Below are 15,984 nucleotides of genomic sequence, written 5' to 3'. Positions count from 1 at the left end.
AGAAACGCCCTTTCTTTTGCGACTGCAGAAACAAATATGTAAGAAAAAGAGAACTGCAAGCCTCTGCATTTTTCGCTGCAATTCTCTGTACTTTCTGCTTGCAAAAAACAGCATGAATGGAAATAAAAAACGGAAATGTTGACTTAAATAAATTGAATGGTGACAAATCATTAGAGTGGTTTATCGGTAGTTCTAGCTTCTTACTACCATAAGAAGAAGTTTTAGGTTATCTTACAACTACTGCTGATGTAGCTAACATTCGTAAAGAGCCAAGGGTTGATGCACCTATCATGAGAACAGCAGTAAAAGGACAAGGGTATACATACTGTGCTTGGTCATATGATGGCGCTCATTCTGGGTATAAAGTAGCCACTGACAACTGGATACGTGATGATGTTGCAAGCATCAACAAAGATGGTAAAACAAAAGGCGTTGTTTGGATAAGTGGTGATAGTGTAAATGTACGTTCCGGAGCTGGCACGTATTTGATGGATGTGAAGGCGACTGGATTCATATCAAAGATCGTGGTTGGGTTTACTTCGATGAGTCATATGTAAAATGGATTAGATAATGAAGAGAGCCGACTCTTATGAGTCGGCTTTTTTTGTTTTATATACGTCCTCGAATCTTACATGCTTGCATAAACACATTAAACATTTCCTCATTGGCGTACCACCACCTAAAATTATGATTCCTTCTCGAGTAGAATATATTGATGTCCCGCATAAGGATACATTTCCGATTTTTTCCACCCATCATTAATATAGATATCAGACTCTTGAAGTGGAACGAGTAAATAATCGCCTTTTGAAGATTCACTTTTAATTGTCGACAAGGCATATAAATAACCATATCTTGTTGGCTTTCCCATATCTTTTGTGAATTCAGGATTATCATTATCTTGAATCTTAAGGAATTCATCGTGAGAGATCGGCTCTTGAACAATTCTGTAATACATATAATTTGCCGGGAGCTCATTGATAAACAATTTCGATCCAGAATGTTTCTTCATAAAGTTGTTAATTTGTTGTACTTCCGTTACCCTTACCATCTCAGAATTATAAAAAGTAACCTTTCCATTTGTACCAAAATAGTAGTCAGACGCGAAAAATCCAAATAGTAGAATTGGCAAAACAGCACCGATTAATGTTAATCGAGGTTTAAGTTTATTTACTACACTATACAGTCCAAGACCCGTAAAAATAGCTAACTGAATGTTGATTAGATTCCAATGATTATAATTTGGTGTAACAACCAGTAACAATGGAATGAATGCGATGACACTAATCAGCAGAAACTGCTTGAACACGTACATCTTATTAGTGAAGACTTCCTTATTTAAAAACAACCCAATGATTGTGAAAGGAAGCAACCAAGGAAGAATCGCGCCAAATGGAGAAACTGAATTCCACGCCAGACCATCTGATCCCAACCAATAGATTTTCATACCTTCAATTACGTTTTGCATCACCTTACTAAAGACATCAGGTGTCGATAAGTCAATCATTGATGATGCGCGATTTGTAGGTAATGGAGGTATATCAAACCAAAGGAACTTGTCAACCGATAATCCATGTTTAATATTGACATAATATGCAAAATAGACTATTGGTGAGGCAATCAGAAAAATTGTTACTGTGAATATTAAACTCTCAGACAACTTTACTCGCTTTAGTTTTAGCAGATACAACGCAAACAGAATAAGAACAATAGGGAGGTAAATCCAAGAGGCAACATATCCATAAGCTGTGCCTGCAATAAAAATTGCCGAGAAAAAGTAAAGAGCTTTTCTTTTCCATGATGGCTTTTCTGTATTTGCAGCATACGCTAGAAGAACCAAACCGAACAGAAAGATTATTGGTGCAACGTTAGCATCTAAAAGCCAACGTGATGAAATAAAAATCCACGGGGCGCTAACGATACCAATTTCCGCAAAAAGCGTCACTTTCCAACTATTTGAGAACTTGTTGATTATCCACATTAATGCGCTAATCAACAATAAGTTCAAAATTGCAAATGGAGCCCTAAATACAAGGACGCTAAAACCAAAGAGCTTAACAAACGGAACTACAAACAGGCTGTACAAAACTGACTGTCCCTGTCCCCAGACACTTGTAAAATAAACTGGATTTTCTACACCATGAATATCCGTGCCGAATTTTGCGAGATTTATCACCTCATTCATATAATTAGCTTCATCGATAAAGATGCCAGGAATTGCATCAATTTTATAAAAAACAAGAAATGAATAGCTAATAAAAATCGCAATAGCAAAAAAAGCTGAAACTTTCTCGGATAATACCGAATCAAAGCTCAAATTGCTCTTAAAAACATTTTTTAATTTAAATATTAACCTAGTTAAAAATCCCATATTCAATGATCCTCTCATTACTTGTTTTCGAATTTCTTTGCAATCTTAATAATTTGTATGTTCTATCTATATATAATGTAAAATAGATGTTTTTTCAGTAAAATTTGGACTTATAATCCCACAAATTATAAAAAGCAAAAAAATATTATTTATAACCCCATAAATTATATTATCATAATCCTACAAATTATGGTTATAAACCCACAAATTATAAAAAGTAAAAAAAATCAGTCATATTAAGATCTCATCCACCTTTGTCTCTTCTATTCTATTATTTTATAAAATTTAAGGAAATGTCGCGCAACAGATTATTCTTTAAACGAGACATACTGAAAAGAACAAATGAGAAAATGAAAAGCAGCATGGATAAGAACTAGCGGTACTAAGAAAAAAATATCGCCCATTTGAGTAAGTAGAAATGATTAAAATGAAAAGCCCTCTCATGTGAGAAGGGCCTTTTACTTTATGATTCTAGTCTATTATCGACTTTTAGATAATGCACGTAATATAATAGAAAGAACACACAATAATTTTTCTCGGATGAATATAATTTCATGTAGAATTGAATGAAAAGCACCCACAAAGGCATCCACAAAACACCCGCAAAAATATAGAAAGCGATGATTCTTCATGAAACATTACTTTTTATAAAACCTTTATAAATTAGTGTTTTCAATATAATATGACACAGTTTAATAGGAACCCGATCAATATATGACTCTTTACTAAGAGACCCGACCCCTCAACACGCAACGTGTTGAGGGGTTTTATTTTTGTGTGTAAACCACTTTTTCTTGAAGGTACAGTAATTCACCCGCAATCCATTTTATCCCGCTATTTGTGGGCAGTAATACTCCCACCTCAAAATTTAGCAAAAGCATTGTCCAGTTCCAGTGGCTAGACTGTTCGGTGGCTTCGCTTCTTCCTGCGAGGTAAAAAACACCTCTACGTCAGAAGCTCCATCCCCCTCACATTCTGGACGAGCCACTTCCACATTTCTTTGTTGCCCAGCTCTAGCGGCTAGAATCTCCGGTCGTTTCGCCCCCCTCGGACGAGGCAAAAAGCGCCTCTCCGCCTTGTGCGTGGGCGTCCTGCGATTCTGAACGAGCCGCTTCCACCTTTCTTAAGAAGTTAGGTGGGAGATAAACTGCCCGTAAAAGCCCGATTGGTGAGGGCTGATAATCAGTGGGGATGAAAAAACCCCCACTGATTAAAGTTTCACTTTAGTGCGTCATTCTTATTCTTTCTATGGTATTCACGTTCTTTTAAAAACATTATGTCTATATTCCCCAAGTTCTCTTACAATTGTTATAATTATACAACCTTATCAGTTGAAACAATAAATGGAATTTTTGTTTTGAATATCTCGTTGTTATCAACAGATGCGGATATACCCATTTCATCGTGGTGTTTACCAGTACAACTAATGTGTAAATAGTAATAGTTAGTAATGAAATCTATGCTAGAAAAATCATCATCTATAGGAATTTGGAATTCAATGTGATCAATATCTTCGCTAGTATAGCCTTGTTCTGGATCATATTCAACGATATGTCTTCTAACAATAGTTGATCCTTTTTCTCCAAATTGATGATATAAGGTGAACCATATTGCTACATAATCAGGAGTTTCATGAATGTAAGGAAGTGTTCTTTGCATAAGCCCTCTAATTGTACATGAGACACTAAGAGCATTATTTTTTCCTTTATATAATATTAATTCTGAGGAATCTTTTTTTGTATGTAAATGAATAGATGTTATTGACGGAGAAAAATTACTCGAAGTCATATATAAAGCCTCCTTTTATTATTTAAAAGTAACTATTTTTTTGGAGAAATATCACGGTATGCTCGGAACCTCTGTTTCTTTCATCTTTAAATTTCGCTGTATCGACTCTGAATTTTTCACCAGTAGTCATATTTGTTACTAAATCCTTCTTCATCACCAATACCAAGTTTTTGCTTGACTAGATTACGGTCACCAAAATTTAATAATTACTGCAATAGTAATAATTACAAATATTCCGATCAGACCAAAACAACTCAATCTAAAAATTCTCATTATATTGTCCCCTTTGAATTAAATACATTATTTAGTATAACAGAAAAATAGATTTACTTTTAGAAATGATTGGAAATTAAGGAATGCAAGTAATAAATTACCCACAAAATATAAAAAGCAATGATTCTTCATGAAAAATCGCTTTTTATAAAATTCTTATAACTTAGTGTTTTCAACATAATATCAAACAATTTAATAAGAACGGTCATGTTCCGTACACAAGTTCATCAATGAGGACGCCGTCAGTATATGACTTTTTATTCCACATTAACGAGAAGTCAGCTCCTCACCTTAAGATTGAGAGAGAAGTGAAGGATAACTGCAGGCGTGCACCCGATTGGATGGGCTTTCCATCAGTAGGGAATGAAAAACCCTCACTGATGGAAAGTTTACTTTATCCCGCTATTTGTGGGCAGTAATACTCCCACCTCAAAATTCGGCGAGAGCATTGTCCAGCTCTAGCGGCTAGAATCTCCGGTCGTTTCGCCCCCTCGGACGAGGCAGAAAGCGCCTCTCCGTCGGGTGCTCCAACGTCCTGCGATTCTGAGCGAGCCGCTTCCGCCTTTCTTAAGAAGTTAGGTGGGAGATAAACTGCCCGTAAAAGCCCGATTGGTGAGGGCTGATAATCAGTGGGGGATGAAGAAAACCCCCACTGATTAAAGTTTCACTTTATAGTCTTTGCTTTGAAGTATTAAACATTTTTGGGAGAGTTACGAATCGTGCTCCTTTAGATGTAAGATTAGGAATAAGTCGGTCAAGAGCGTCTACGGAACCTTGCAATTTTCCTCCTGGTGCAGTGTGTTGCAAGAGAATACTTCCAGGGAAAGCATTCCCTAATACTTTGTTAGTGATTTCCACAGCATTTAAACCTTTCCAATCTAATGTATCTACACTCCATTGAATAATCATAAAGTTTTGTTCGGTAGCCCACTTCACTTGATTTTCATTTATAATCCCATAAGGAGGCCGGAAGAATTTAGGGGAGTATCCGGTTAGCTTTTGTAATATTTTTTCTGTTTTTAACATCTGCTCATGATATTGCTTATCATCTATTTTATTTAAATTAGGATGATTATAAGTATGATTTCCCACGATATGCCCTTCGCTAACAATCTGTTCTACAACTTTAGGATATCTTTCAGCATTTTCACCTAATAGAAAAAATGTCGCTTTTACACCGTGTTTTTTCAATTTATCTAATACTTGAGGAGTGTAAATGGGATCTGGACCATCATCGAATGTGAGAGCAACTTCAGCCTTGTTATAAGGTCCTGCAAACGCATATGCATATTTTTCTACCCATGAAAAAGGAGTCCATGAACCTCTAACTGTCGGACTCTTTTGTGAGATAGGAATGGTCTCCGCATAATTTAAAGGATAAACTGTATTTTGAACAAGCGGATAAGAATTTTTTAAAGAGGAAGTGCCATGTGGAATATTATAATAAGGAACATATTGAAAAGGAACTGCTATTTGGATTGGATAAAAATCGTACCTCATTGAAATACCTCCTTAGAAAAGATAGCAATCTCTTTACAACTTTTATATGTCAATAATTGTAGGTTGGTTAGGGGAGATTGAAGAATTCCTCAATGAGTGAAATTTTGTTTTATTTTGTAATTATTGGAATAGTACCTTGTAATATAGAATACTGAATGATATATTATAATTAATAAGGTATCTTGCATTGAATAATACTGGATCGAGGGGAGGATTACCTTTGAATGTTCAATTTAAAAAAGGGGTATTGGAGCTTTGTGTTCTTGCACTTGTAAAGAAACGAGATTGCTATGGCTATGAATTAGTTCAGCAAATTTCAAATAAATTTTTAATATCAGAAGGATCCGTGTATCCTTTGCTGCGTCGTCTAACGAAAGAAGGGTACTTTCAGACGTATTTAAAAGAATCATCGGAAGGGCCTCCGCGTAAATATTATCAGTTAACAAATCAAGGCGCAGAGCAGCTCTATGCACTTGTGACAGAGTGGCGTGATTTTGTAAGGGGAGTACAAGAAATTATTGAAGAGGTGTAGGGAATGACTAAAGAGAAATTTCTTCAAGAATTATCAGAACACCTTAGAAAGCTACCAGAAGAAGAACGGAACGATATTTTATATGATTACGAGGAACATTTTCAATTCGGAATAGAAGAGGGGAAAACGGAGGAACAAATTATAAAAGCGCTTGGTTCACCTAAAGCAATTGCTAAGGAAACGTTAGCGTCTCATCGTATAGAGCAGGTGAAGCATAATCCAACTTTTTCTAACGTAGCAAGAGCAATTGTAGCAATTATTGGACTTAGTTTTTTAAATTTGGTTATTGTGTTAGGTCCGTTAGTAGCAATTGGGAGTCTTATTTTATCCCTTTGGACAGTGAGTGCTGTATTTGTTTTCTCACCACTACTTCTGTTAACAAAAATTGTTTTCGCTCAAATTTTTATTTTATCTGATGTATTTGTCGCTATTATACTCTTCGGTGTTGGTTTACTTTTAGGGATTGGTGCGTATTATTGTACGATTTGGTTTAAAACACTGTTTGTTAAATACGCCAATTGGAATTTAAAAGTAATTAAAGGGGAGTAGGAAAAATGAGGAAAATTGTACTGATGGCAATTATTTGTATTGCGGTTGGAGGAATCGGTTTATTTTTTACAAGTTCAGCCTTTTTTATGAAAACTGCGAATGGATCAGCAGAAACAAAGAAATTGGAACAGAAACAATTTAAAAATGAGCAAATTAAAAACATTCATGTTGATACAGATGTTGGAGATGTTGTGATTGAAAAAGGTAAGACTGACTTATTTGAAGTTCGGTTTAACGGCGATCAAGAAAAGCGAAAGTTAGACGTAAATGAGAACGGTGAAATGCTACAAGTGGAAGTGAAAACGAAAAAGAAACATATATTCGATTTTTCTTTTTTTTCATTTGATTTGAAAGATGAAAGCCTTACAGTTATTGTGCCTGAACGTGTATATAATAAAATTGAAGTAAAGACAGCAGCGGGAACGATTCATGTGCAAGATATTCAAAGTGAAGATATATCTGTGCATTCAGCAGCGGGCGATGTGGAAATGAAGGAAATGAAAGCGCAAAATGTAAAAGTGTCATCTAGTGCGGGAGAGGTTGTTCTTCATAAAGTGGAAGGGAAAGTGCATGTAGAGACAGCGGCAGGAAGTGTAGAGATAACGCAGCATAATCCAGAGTATAGTGTTGAGGCGGATTCGGCAGCAGGAGATGTCAGTATTCAGCTGCAGGAAATGCCGAAAGATGCTGTTGTGAAAGGAGTTTCTCATGCAGGAGATGTTCAGATTTTCGGGAAAGAAAATAAAGAAATTACTTTAGGCAACGGAAAGGTACAGATTAATGGGAAAACAGCAGCGGGCTCTGTGACAATCAAAGCGAATTAAAAACAGACCAAATTTGGTCTGTTTTTAATGTAAATGACGATAGACACCAATTACTTTTCCAATAACAGAAACGTTATCTAAAATAATAGGTTCTAAAGAAGAGTTTTCTGGCTGTAAGCGGAAATGATCTTTTTCTTTGTAAAAACGTTTTACCGTAGCTTCGTTGTCTTCTGTTAAAGCGACAACGATTTCACCATTGTATGCAGATTGCTGCTGGCGAACAACAACTAAGTCTCCGTCAAAAATCCCTGCTTCAATCATACTGTCTCCAGAAATTCGTAACATAAATACTTGATCTGAGCCTGAAACGAGATTCGCTGGAAGTGGAAAATGTTCTTCTACACTTTCAACTGCTGTGATTGGTAAGCCGGCTGTAACTTTTCCGACAATCGGTACATGAACGACTGATTGCGTATCTGCTTGGATATTGTCGTTTCCTAAAATTTCAATTGCCCTCGGTTTTGTTGGATCGCGGCGAATGTATCCTTTTTCCTCTAAGCGAGATAAATGTCCGTGCACAGTAGAGCTGGAAGCAAGGCCAACTGCCTGACCGATTTCACGTACGGAAGGTGGATAACCTTTTTCTTGTACTTTTTGTTTAATGAAGTCAAGAATGTCTTGTTGCCGTTTCGTTAACTTCTCCATATTTTTCACACCTCGTTTTCTATAAATTTTCTTATTTGTATTATAACATGCAAGAAAATATTCTACAAACGTAAGTTCGAATAAAAACTGCATTTATGGTAAAATATGATGTAAAAGGCGAGATAGAGAAGAGGGTATGAAATGAATGCGATTATTTATGCACGTGTGAGCACAACGAAAGAAGCGCAAGAAACATCATTAGTACGTCAAAAAGATGAATTATTGCATTTAGCTAGGCAGTATGACATGAATGTTGTAAGAGTAGTAGAAGAGAAAGCGAGCGGATATAGTATCGAACGAGATGGGATTTTAGAAGTGCTAGATGTCATTCGTGATGAACATGTTGATGTGCTCCTTATTCAAGATGAAACGCGTCTTGGAAGAGGGAATGCTAAAATTGCCTTAATGCATTGTTTGAATAAAGAAGGAGTAAAAGTATATACACATGCACATAATGGCGAATTACAGCTTTCTGACTCAGATTCAATGGTGCTTGATATTATTGGTATAGTAGAAGAATACCAGAGAAAGATTCATAATTTGAAGATTAAACGAGGAATGAAGCGAGCTGTAGAAAATGGATTTCGTCCCGAAAAAAACTTAAAGAATCGGCATTTAAGCACAGGTCGTGAGAAAAAAGAAGTACCTATTGAGGAGATTGTTCGTCTGCGCCGCAATGAGTTAACATTTGAAGAAATTGCAGCAACGCTCCGTGGTTTTGGTCATGATGTATCAAAAGCAACGGTACATCGCCGGTATGTGGAATATACGAAGCAATTGCTTGATAAACAAGAGTAACTATTGTATGATAATAATCAGTTTGTAGTAGAAAGGGGATTCGAGATGCTAAGTCACGAACTCATTGAACGCATTAATTTCTTAGCGAAAAAAGCAAAAGCAGAAGGTTTAACGGAAGAAGAGCAACGTGAGCGTCAATCGCTCCGTGAACAATATTTAACAGGCTTTCGTCAAAATATGTTAAACGAATTGAAATCAATCAAAGTCGTTAATGAAGAAGGTAAAGACATTACGCCGAAGAAGTTAAAAGAATTAAAAAAACAAGATAAAGCAAAGTTAAATTAAAAGATGGGCGCAGCCCATCTTTTTTTAGTTTGATAGGAAAATTCGTTATGTAACAACTTTCCAATTATGATTCGTTGTCGCTTCGATTGTTTTTCGTTCTAATATGTAATTTGCAATGAGCTCAGACATATCAATTGGTATATCTTTTATAATAGGCTTATTTTGATACATAGCATAATTTCCGCCACCGCTTGCCCGATAATTGTTCATGACAACTTCATATTCTTGATGCAAGTGAATAGAAGACCCCTCATATTGAAGGGAAACGACTCTTTCCCCTACTGGTTTTGAAATGTTTAATATGTATGAAATGCCTTCCCACATATCGTAATTATAATGCTGCGGTTTTGGTTCTATATATGCAGGGTTTACAATGATATTTCCATCTGTATCTAACGAGAAATATTCAGCAGTTAACTCAAGTGCCTCTTTTATATCTTTTCCTGTAATACGAACAACTTTTAATGTATTTGGATAAATATAATTCGAAACAATATCTCTCATTGTAATCTGGTTTGGAAAGCCGGAAGATTCGTTATGAAACAGACTTGTACATGAAATATCTACTCCGGATACATCCATCTGTACTTTATTTATAAATTCGATAAAGGCGCAATCTTGTAAGCGAGTTTGCATCGCATCGTGAATCAACATATCACCAACAATGGAGCCAATAGGTTGATCTAACCATTCTTGCGTTTGTTGCTCATATGTCGACACAAGTGAAAGTACCTTCTCATCTGCTGGAATACCTTCAATAGGTAATAATTCAGAATGACATTCTTCAATCATCCACTGATGTTGATTCTTTGTTAAAGTGACATGGATTTTCCCTAATGAATGGCCATTGGATCCAGTTTGTAGAACAGTTACACCATTTACTTTTGTATGAGCAATATAGCGATGTTGATGCCCTGTTAATAAAATATCAATTCCTTCAATTTCTTGACACATTGCATATCCTTGATTTTCCCCTGTTAAAATCTCTGTTGGTTCTCCCGTTTGTAAATCACGTTCAAAACCGCCGTGGTAGGCAACAATGAGTAAATGTGGTTGCTCATGCTCTTTAATATAGGAAACCCACTGCTTTGTTGTTTCGAGTGCATTTTCGAATATTACATCTTCAATATGATGGGGCTGTTCCCAATTTGGAATGTAATGCGTTGTTACTCCTAAAACAGCAATTTTTATATCTGGATGTATATGTTTAATTATATATGGCTTTCCAAAGTAAGGTTTCCTTGTTTGTTTATTTATAATATTAGCGGCTAAATAAGGCATATTTGCATGAGCAACAGCTTTGTTTAATACGTCCATTCCGTAGTTAAATTCATGATTTCCAATAATCGCTGCATCATAACCGATATGATTGGCGAGAATCGACATTGGATTTTCTTCATGCTGCATATATTTGGCGTAGTAATAAGTAAACGGAGTTCCTTGTATGAAATCACCGTTATCAATTACGAGAACATGATCATTCTGAGTGCGTTCCTGTGCAATGCGCGTTGCGACCTTTGCTAGTCCTAGTTCTGCATTTTCGTTATTTTGATAGTGTATCGGGTAAACCGTACCATGAATATCACTCGTTAATAAAATATTTACATTTACAATGTTGTTTTGATTCAATGTTATCAACCTTCTTTTATAATCCTTCCACAGGGAATATCACAGTTTGTTTTCATGTGTATTATCTACATTTGAAGTAAACATATATGCAACTGCGACTTTAGAAATTTTTATTCTTTCGTGTTGACTCTCACGTTACGTTATACTTTATTGTATGTACTAAGGGAGGAAAAAACAATGACAATGAAAGTGAAAGAAGTAGCAGATTTAGTTGGTATTAGTGTGCGCACACTGCATCATTATGATGAAATTGGGTTATTAACCCCAGAGGAGACGACCGAATCTGGTTATCGCCTTTATTCCGATGATAATCTGGAGACATTACAACAAATTCTATTTTTTAAAGAACTTGGCTTCCCTTTAAAGAAAATTAAAGAAATTATCGATAATCCTTCATTTGATCGACAAGAGGCACTTGTTTTGCATCGTAAAATGTTGCTTGAGAAGCGCTCTAGATTAGACAAAGTGATTGCGACGATTGATAAGACGATTCAACACTCGAAAGGAGAAATTCAAATGACAAATAAAGAAAAATTTGAGGGCTTTGATTTTAGTCAAAACCCATATGAGCAAGAAGCGCGTGAAAGATGGGGAAATGAAGCGGTTGATAAGGCTAATAAAGCAGCGAGCAGTATGACGAAAGAGAAACAAGAAGAATATAATGCGATTTATAGGAAGCTTGCAACGCTTCGCAATGATTCACCTGAATCAGAACAGGCTCAAGAAGCAATTCAAGAATGGTATAACTATTTGCAGAATTTTGGTCATTACTCATTGGATGCGTTTAAAGGTTTAGGACAAATGTATGTCGCTGATGAACGATTTACAAAGAATATTGATCAATTCGGTGAAGGATTAGCGAAGTTTATGTGTGATGCGATGGCAGTGTATGCGGATCGTAATAAGAAGTAACATGTACGCTTGTAATTGAAAAGGCTCTACTCTCCAAATGGAGAATAGAGCTTTTTCTGTGAAATACGTAAAAGTCGGACTGTGTAGTTGTGAATTGTTTAAGCATTTTATCTACTAAAAAGCGTTTTAGATTAGAGGGAATTGCTAACTGTGATGTAAATAAACTTATTGGCGATAAGTCACTAGAATGGTTTATAGGAAATGATTCTCAACTTGTTCCTCCACAAGAAGAAGTTTTAGGATACCTTACAACGATTGCTGATGTAGCTAATATTCGTAAAGAACTTAATGTAGATTCTCCAGTTATGCGACAAGCTGTAAAAGGACAAGGGCATACGTATTATGAATGGTCTTATAATGGTTCTCATTTTTGGTATCGAGTAAACACAGAAAACTGGCTGCGTGATGATGTTGCATCAATCAATAAAGATGGAAAATCACAAGGTGTTGTTTGGGTAAATGGTACTGATATTAATCTTAGAAAAGGTGCAAGTACTGGAGATACTGTTATAAATAAAATTACAAAACGTTCTGCTTATGAAGTACATTATCGATATGCTGATTGGATTTATATTGCGGGTGAAGGCGTTGAAGGTTGGATGTATTTTGATGAATCTTATGTAAATTAGCTTAGATAATGAAGGGAGCCGCTCATTTTTAGATGGGCGGCTTGTTCTTTATATATTTTATTTTTCTTCTTTGTAGTTCAACGCAATTTCTACTATTTCTTCTGGTGTTAAGTTTCTAAAATCCCAAAAAATCAAGTCACTTGGAGCCGGGTGAGGCACACCACTATTATTAAATTGATATACATATTCATTAAGTTCTTCTTCAGTTGAATCAAGCTCACATATTTTTGTTACAAGTTCAATTAATTCCTTTTTTGTCATTTTACTTTCCGTACTAATCATCCTTTCATAATTATTGACATTTAGTACCGAAATGATATGAACGATCTAAAATATTTTGATGCATTTTAGGAGATACAATTATTAAATTATCAAGATCGTAGACCGCACCACCTTGGTGAATAGGTTGTTTATGATGAAGTACATATACTTCATGTTTACCATGTTGTTGTGCACACTCTTTAATATTTATCTATTCTTATTAGACAGAAAATAATGTTTTTGTTTCATTTTATTTATCCCGCTATTCGTGGGCAGTAATACTCCCACCTCAAAATTCAGCGAAAGCAAAGAAGTTAGGTGGGAGATAAACTGCCCGTAAAAGCCCGATTGGTTCAACTAATAATCAGTGGGGGATGAAGAAAACCCCACTGATTAAAGTTTCACTTTATAAATGATATCCATGAAAAGGAAGCTACTGTTTAACAGTAGCTTCACACATACTTCTGATGCACCATCTTCGACCATTAAATATGGAAAACCGCTATTTGTTCTCGTATTGACTAACTGATTCCGAACATTTTCCCAATTTTTATCAACGACTTTATATTCCTTACTTTGCCACCGGAATAAATACATACTCAAAAATTTCTTTACAGAAGGAACAAAAGAAGTTTATTAGAATCTTAAATGATTCTTAAGCATAATATCCCGTTCTTACTTTGAACAATAACATTTCTATAGCTTGTACAACTTCCTCTTTATTTCTCGTATCAAAGGTTTCAAGCGGTTCATGCCAGTTTTTATTTTTTATTAGTTCTAAACCGTACATGCCATCCGGATCTCCTTCTGGGTACCATCCAACGTCTAAAATAATATCTTTTTGTGTAAACTCAAGTTGCAATAAATCTTGCGTAAAGCTTAGCCAGATTTTATCACCCTTCTCTAGCTCTTCGGGATTGATTTCTAGAAAGCCATTATATGTAACACTCCATAGCTCTGGAATTCGTAATGATTGAAATTTAGGCATATGAGCAAAAATAGGTAATGCTTTCACTTTCCATAATAATGCCTCTATAACTTTTACAACTTCCTCCCTATTTTTTGAATAAAAAACTTCAACTGGGTTCTGCCAGTTCCCATCCTTAACAAGTTGAAGCTTATAACTTCCCTTAGGATCCATTTCAGGATACCATCCAACGTCTAAAATAATATCGTCCACCTGATGCTTGACTTGTAATAAATTTACAGTGAAATATGACCACCCTTTTTTATCATCTACATTTAATTCCTTAGGATTCATTTCCATAAAATTATTATGAACAATAAACCATGTAGCTGGGATTCGTAATGATTGAAACCTTGAAAACTCTTGAAGCACAGACATTATTTCTCACTCCCAAAATGTGTATTAAAAAATTCTTCCCTCGTTAAAGCACTTTTTAAATATTCCTTTACACGATCATCATTCATAGGATGTCCGTGATATATGCCACTATCATTTAATTCTGCTCTAATCCAAGTTGCTTCTTTACCTAGATCATAACCGATCGTTTCTGCTGACTGATAGAAAAAATATATGGCGCCTTTATCTTTATCTTTATAAATCAATCCTTTTTGCAAAGCTTCTTTTTCAAGCATCCCATTATCTACACTTGGAAGATATTGCGCTTGTTTTCTTCCTGTTTCACTAAATAATTTTGCTTGTTCTTTCGTTTTTGCTTTAATATGTTTATGTCCATGTTCACTATATTGAGCATTATTTAACTTTGTACGGAATTCTTTAGCGCTATAATAACTATTGTGAGCCACATAATCATGTTGTCTAGAAATATTTCCTTTTCTTAAATTATTACCTACTATACTAGAATGTGTATCTTTAGCTTTTATTCCTAAACCACTAAAATATGACTCTCCACCATAAGCTGGCGCCCATCTATTTCCCATATGATAAGAAGACATCCGTGACAAATCTCTTCCCCACCTTACACCATTACCTACAGCACCGGCACCCCTTGTAAGAACTGCAGCAATTGCAAAAGTTGTTGCCCCATATGCTATCGCTTCTGTGTAGCTTTCTGAATCTCCGTATTCTATGTTCTTTACATACCAATCTGATAAAACGTTTCGCATATCATACATCTTTTGAATTGCTTCGTTTCTTTCATGATTCAGTGTTCCGATAGGGTCATTCCACAGGCCTCTAATAAATTCGTATGTATCTTTAAATTCCTCTTTCTTGTCATCAATAGAGTCCTTGATTCTATCTTTTGCGTCTTCGAATGTTCCTTGGGGATCATCAACCAAGTTTCCAAAAAAGTCTGATGTTTGTTTCCACGCTTTTTGAAGTGGGTCAAAAATAGTGTCTTCTGCTGCTCTCGCTCCTCCTCGCTGAAAGGCTTTCCACATTTTATCAACTGGATTATATTCACCATACGCTTTTTCATCCACTTCACGAAACTTTTTCGCGATTCTTCTTAATTCTAACTCTGTGAACATTAAATGTTTTAAGTATGTCTCCATCTTCTTTTTCGCTTCAAAAAAATCAGCATAAAAGCGTTGTTGCGATGTCCCAATCCACTGCATTTGTAGATTAAAAATGATTAGTGTAAGATTTTGAATGGTTCTTTCACTATCTTCTTTTGCTCGTACTATAGAATCCGCAATATCCTCTAATCTTTCAGGATCAACTCGTATTTGCCCCAATTGATTTATCCCACCTTTCCGTTTTATGTATAAAATTGTCAATAAAAGTATAACAGATTTGTAAGGTGGAAAAATATTAAGAAATACAAATTAAGGTAAAAAATATCCTGTAGATATGATAAATAAATTATATCAAACTTTTGGAAATTCAATGTCTGTTTATCGAGATTTGACTTGTAGAAAATGAGTTTTTATCGATTTGCGCCAATTTATCCCACATCATATACTCAAATTGCATATTTTTCACTTGCCGGTCATTTTGGTATAGGAGATGACGATAAAAAGCTACTCCTATTTTTTATACACATATGTTATTAATAGAAG

The 15,984-nt window shown here is 35.4% G+C and carries 18 protein-coding genes and 1 pseudogene; 8 read left to right on the top strand and 11 right to left on the bottom strand.

Features of this window, described 5'->3' with window-relative positions:
- Positions 1-290 precede the first annotated feature (290 nt).
- Positions 291-557 (top strand): hypothetical protein, encoded by a 267-nt coding sequence (locus MR076_RS14055; RefSeq protein WP_242221544.1) that lies wholly within the window; start codon positions 291-293, stop codon positions 555-557.
- Positions 558-685: 128 nt separating this feature from the next.
- Here the strand turns inward: MR076_RS14055 and MR076_RS14050 are convergent, their stop codons facing one another.
- The 4 genes from MR076_RS14050 to MR076_RS14035 all read right to left on the bottom strand — a co-directional run bounded on the left by MR076_RS14050 (position 686) and on the right by MR076_RS14035 (position 5,932).
- Positions 686-2,317, bottom strand: a complete 1,632-nt coding sequence (locus tag MR076_RS14050; protein WP_242221542.1) for a hypothetical protein — start codon at positions 2,315-2,317, stop codon at positions 686-688.
- A 922-nt stretch (positions 2,318-3,239) separates the two neighbouring features.
- Entirely contained in the window at positions 3,240-3,431 is a 192-nt protein-coding gene (locus MR076_RS14045) for a hypothetical protein (RefSeq protein ID WP_242221540.1), read from the bottom strand.
- A 254-nt stretch (positions 3,432-3,685) separates the two neighbouring features.
- Positions 3,686-4,159 carry a hypothetical protein gene (locus MR076_RS14040; RefSeq protein ID WP_242221538.1) on the bottom strand — a complete coding sequence of 158 codons (474 nt, stop codon included), beginning with the start codon at positions 4,157-4,159 and terminating at the stop codon, positions 3,686-3,688.
- Positions 4,160-5,101: 942 nt separating this feature from the next.
- Positions 5,102-5,932 (bottom strand): peptidoglycan-N-acetylglucosamine deacetylase, encoded by an 831-nt coding sequence (locus MR076_RS14035; protein WP_242221536.1) that lies wholly within the window; start codon positions 5,930-5,932, stop codon positions 5,102-5,104.
- Between the two features lie 220 nt (positions 5,933-6,152).
- Here MR076_RS14035 and MR076_RS14030 point away from each other — a divergent pair, with 220 nt between their 5' ends.
- From MR076_RS14030 to MR076_RS14020, 3 genes are read left to right on the top strand one after another with little or no spacing between them, the layout of a single operon-like run.
- Complete coding sequence (locus tag MR076_RS14030; protein WP_242221534.1) at positions 6,153-6,464, top strand: PadR family transcriptional regulator; 312 nt, start codon at positions 6,153-6,155, stop codon at positions 6,462-6,464.
- 3 nt (positions 6,465-6,467) lie between these two features.
- Positions 6,468-7,013 (top strand): DUF1700 domain-containing protein, encoded by a 546-nt coding sequence (locus MR076_RS14025; protein WP_242221532.1) that lies wholly within the window; start codon positions 6,468-6,470, stop codon positions 7,011-7,013.
- Positions 7,014-7,018: 5 nt separating this feature from the next.
- Positions 7,019-7,837, top strand: a complete 819-nt coding sequence (locus MR076_RS14020) for a DUF4097 family beta strand repeat-containing protein (protein WP_242221530.1) — start codon at positions 7,019-7,021, stop codon at positions 7,835-7,837.
- A 24-nt stretch (positions 7,838-7,861) separates the two neighbouring features.
- Here MR076_RS14020 and lexA read toward each other — a convergent pair whose 3' ends face one another.
- A complete protein-coding gene (lexA, locus tag MR076_RS14015; protein WP_090913097.1) occupies positions 7,862-8,482 on the bottom strand; it encodes a transcriptional repressor LexA in 621 nt (206 codons plus the stop codon).
- Between the two features lie 141 nt (positions 8,483-8,623).
- Between lexA and MR076_RS14010 the strand changes: the two genes are divergently transcribed.
- Together MR076_RS14010 and MR076_RS14005 are read left to right on the top strand one after the other, a co-directional pair.
- Complete coding sequence (locus MR076_RS14010; RefSeq protein ID WP_242221528.1) at positions 8,624-9,280, top strand: YneB family resolvase-like protein; 657 nt, start codon at positions 8,624-8,626, stop codon at positions 9,278-9,280.
- A gap of 45 nt (positions 9,281-9,325) precedes the next feature.
- Positions 9,326-9,565, top strand: coding sequence for a DUF896 domain-containing protein (locus MR076_RS14005; protein ID WP_242221527.1), 240 nt, complete (start codon positions 9,326-9,328; stop codon positions 9,563-9,565).
- 45 nt (positions 9,566-9,610) lie between these two features.
- On the opposite strand, the gene MR076_RS14000 is transcribed toward MR076_RS14005, so the two are convergent.
- Positions 9,611-11,194 carry a bifunctional metallophosphatase/5'-nucleotidase gene (locus tag MR076_RS14000; protein WP_242221525.1) on the bottom strand — a complete coding sequence of 528 codons (1,584 nt, stop codon included), beginning with the start codon at positions 11,192-11,194 and terminating at the stop codon, positions 9,611-9,613.
- A 177-nt stretch (positions 11,195-11,371) separates the two neighbouring features.
- Here MR076_RS14000 and MR076_RS13995 point away from each other — a divergent pair, with 177 nt between their 5' ends.
- Together MR076_RS13995 and MR076_RS13990 are read left to right on the top strand one after the other, a co-directional pair.
- Complete coding sequence (locus tag MR076_RS13995; protein ID WP_242221523.1) at positions 11,372-12,106, top strand: MerR family transcriptional regulator; 735 nt, start codon at positions 11,372-11,374, stop codon at positions 12,104-12,106.
- 89 nt (positions 12,107-12,195) lie between these two features.
- Positions 12,196-12,735 (top strand): SH3 domain-containing protein, encoded by a 540-nt coding sequence (locus tag MR076_RS13990; RefSeq protein WP_242221521.1) that lies wholly within the window; start codon positions 12,196-12,198, stop codon positions 12,733-12,735.
- Positions 12,736-12,792: 57 nt separating this feature from the next.
- On the opposite strand, the gene MR076_RS13985 is transcribed toward MR076_RS13990, so the two are convergent.
- From MR076_RS13985 to MR076_RS13970, 5 genes and pseudogenes are all read right to left on the bottom strand, one after another.
- Positions 12,793-12,996, bottom strand: a complete 204-nt coding sequence (locus MR076_RS13985; protein WP_242221519.1) for a bacteriocin immunity protein — start codon at positions 12,994-12,996, stop codon at positions 12,793-12,795.
- Between the two features lie 31 nt (positions 12,997-13,027).
- A pseudogene (locus MR076_RS26805) lies at positions 13,028-13,189 on the bottom strand (WXG100 family type VII secretion target); the annotation flags it as partial.
- 200 nt (positions 13,190-13,389) lie between these two features.
- Positions 13,390-13,593, bottom strand: a complete 204-nt coding sequence (locus MR076_RS26580) for a hypothetical protein (RefSeq protein ID WP_313897337.1) — start codon at positions 13,591-13,593, stop codon at positions 13,390-13,392.
- Between the two features lie 58 nt (positions 13,594-13,651).
- Positions 13,652-14,341 carry a hypothetical protein gene (locus MR076_RS13975; protein ID WP_242221517.1) on the bottom strand — a complete coding sequence of 230 codons (690 nt, stop codon included), beginning with the start codon at positions 14,339-14,341 and terminating at the stop codon, positions 13,652-13,654.
- Entirely contained in the window at positions 14,341-15,660 is a 1,320-nt protein-coding gene (locus tag MR076_RS13970; protein ID WP_242221516.1) for a WXG100 family type VII secretion target, read from the bottom strand. The genes MR076_RS13975 and MR076_RS13970 overlap by 1 nt, the downstream gene beginning before the upstream one ends.
- Positions 15,661-15,984: the final 324 nt, after the last annotated feature.

Origin of the sequence: Bacillus cereus group sp. BfR-BA-01380 (genome assembly GCF_022663535.1) — a bacterium.
In the GTDB taxonomy this organism is placed as follows: domain Bacteria; phylum Bacillota; class Bacilli; order Bacillales; family Bacillaceae_G; genus Bacillus_A; species Bacillus_A cereus_BB.
The sequence above is the reverse complement of the archived record's forward strand: the minus strand, read 5'-3'. Positions and strand labels throughout refer to the sequence as shown.

Bases quoted from the DNA above. Each gene is read 5' to 3' on its own strand.
- MR076_RS14055 (WP_242221544.1), top strand. From the start codon at position 291: ATGAGAACAGCAGTAAAAGGACAAGGGTATACATACTGTGCTTGGTCA.
- MR076_RS14040 (WP_242221538.1), bottom strand. From the start codon at position 4,159: ATGACTTCGAGTAATTTTTCTCCGTCAATAACATCTATTCATTTACAT.
- MR076_RS14035 (WP_242221536.1), bottom strand. From the start codon at position 5,932: ATGAGGTACGATTTTTATCCAATCCAAATAGCAGTTCCTTTTCAATAT.
- MR076_RS14025 (WP_242221532.1), top strand. From the start codon at position 6,468: ATGACTAAAGAGAAATTTCTTCAAGAATTATCAGAACACCTTAGAAAG.
- MR076_RS14020 (WP_242221530.1), top strand. From the start codon at position 7,019: ATGAGGAAAATTGTACTGATGGCAATTATTTGTATTGCGGTTGGAGGA.
- lexA (WP_090913097.1), bottom strand. From the start codon at position 8,482: ATGGAGAAGTTAACGAAACGGCAACAAGACATTCTTGACTTCATTAAA.
- MR076_RS14010 (WP_242221528.1), top strand. From the start codon at position 8,624: ATGAATGCGATTATTTATGCACGTGTGAGCACAACGAAAGAAGCGCAA.
- MR076_RS14005 (WP_242221527.1), top strand. From the start codon at position 9,326: ATGCTAAGTCACGAACTCATTGAACGCATTAATTTCTTAGCGAAAAAA.
- MR076_RS13995 (WP_242221523.1), top strand. From the start codon at position 11,372: ATGACAATGAAAGTGAAAGAAGTAGCAGATTTAGTTGGTATTAGTGTG.
- MR076_RS13985 (WP_242221519.1), bottom strand. From the start codon at position 12,996: ATGACAAAAAAGGAATTAATTGAACTTGTAACAAAAATATGTGAGCTT.
- MR076_RS26580 (WP_313897337.1), bottom strand. From the start codon at position 13,593: ATGTATTTATTCCGGTGGCAAAGTAAGGAATATAAAGTCGTTGATAAA.
- MR076_RS13975 (WP_242221517.1), bottom strand. From the start codon at position 14,341: ATGTCTGTGCTTCAAGAGTTTTCAAGGTTTCAATCATTACGAATCCCA.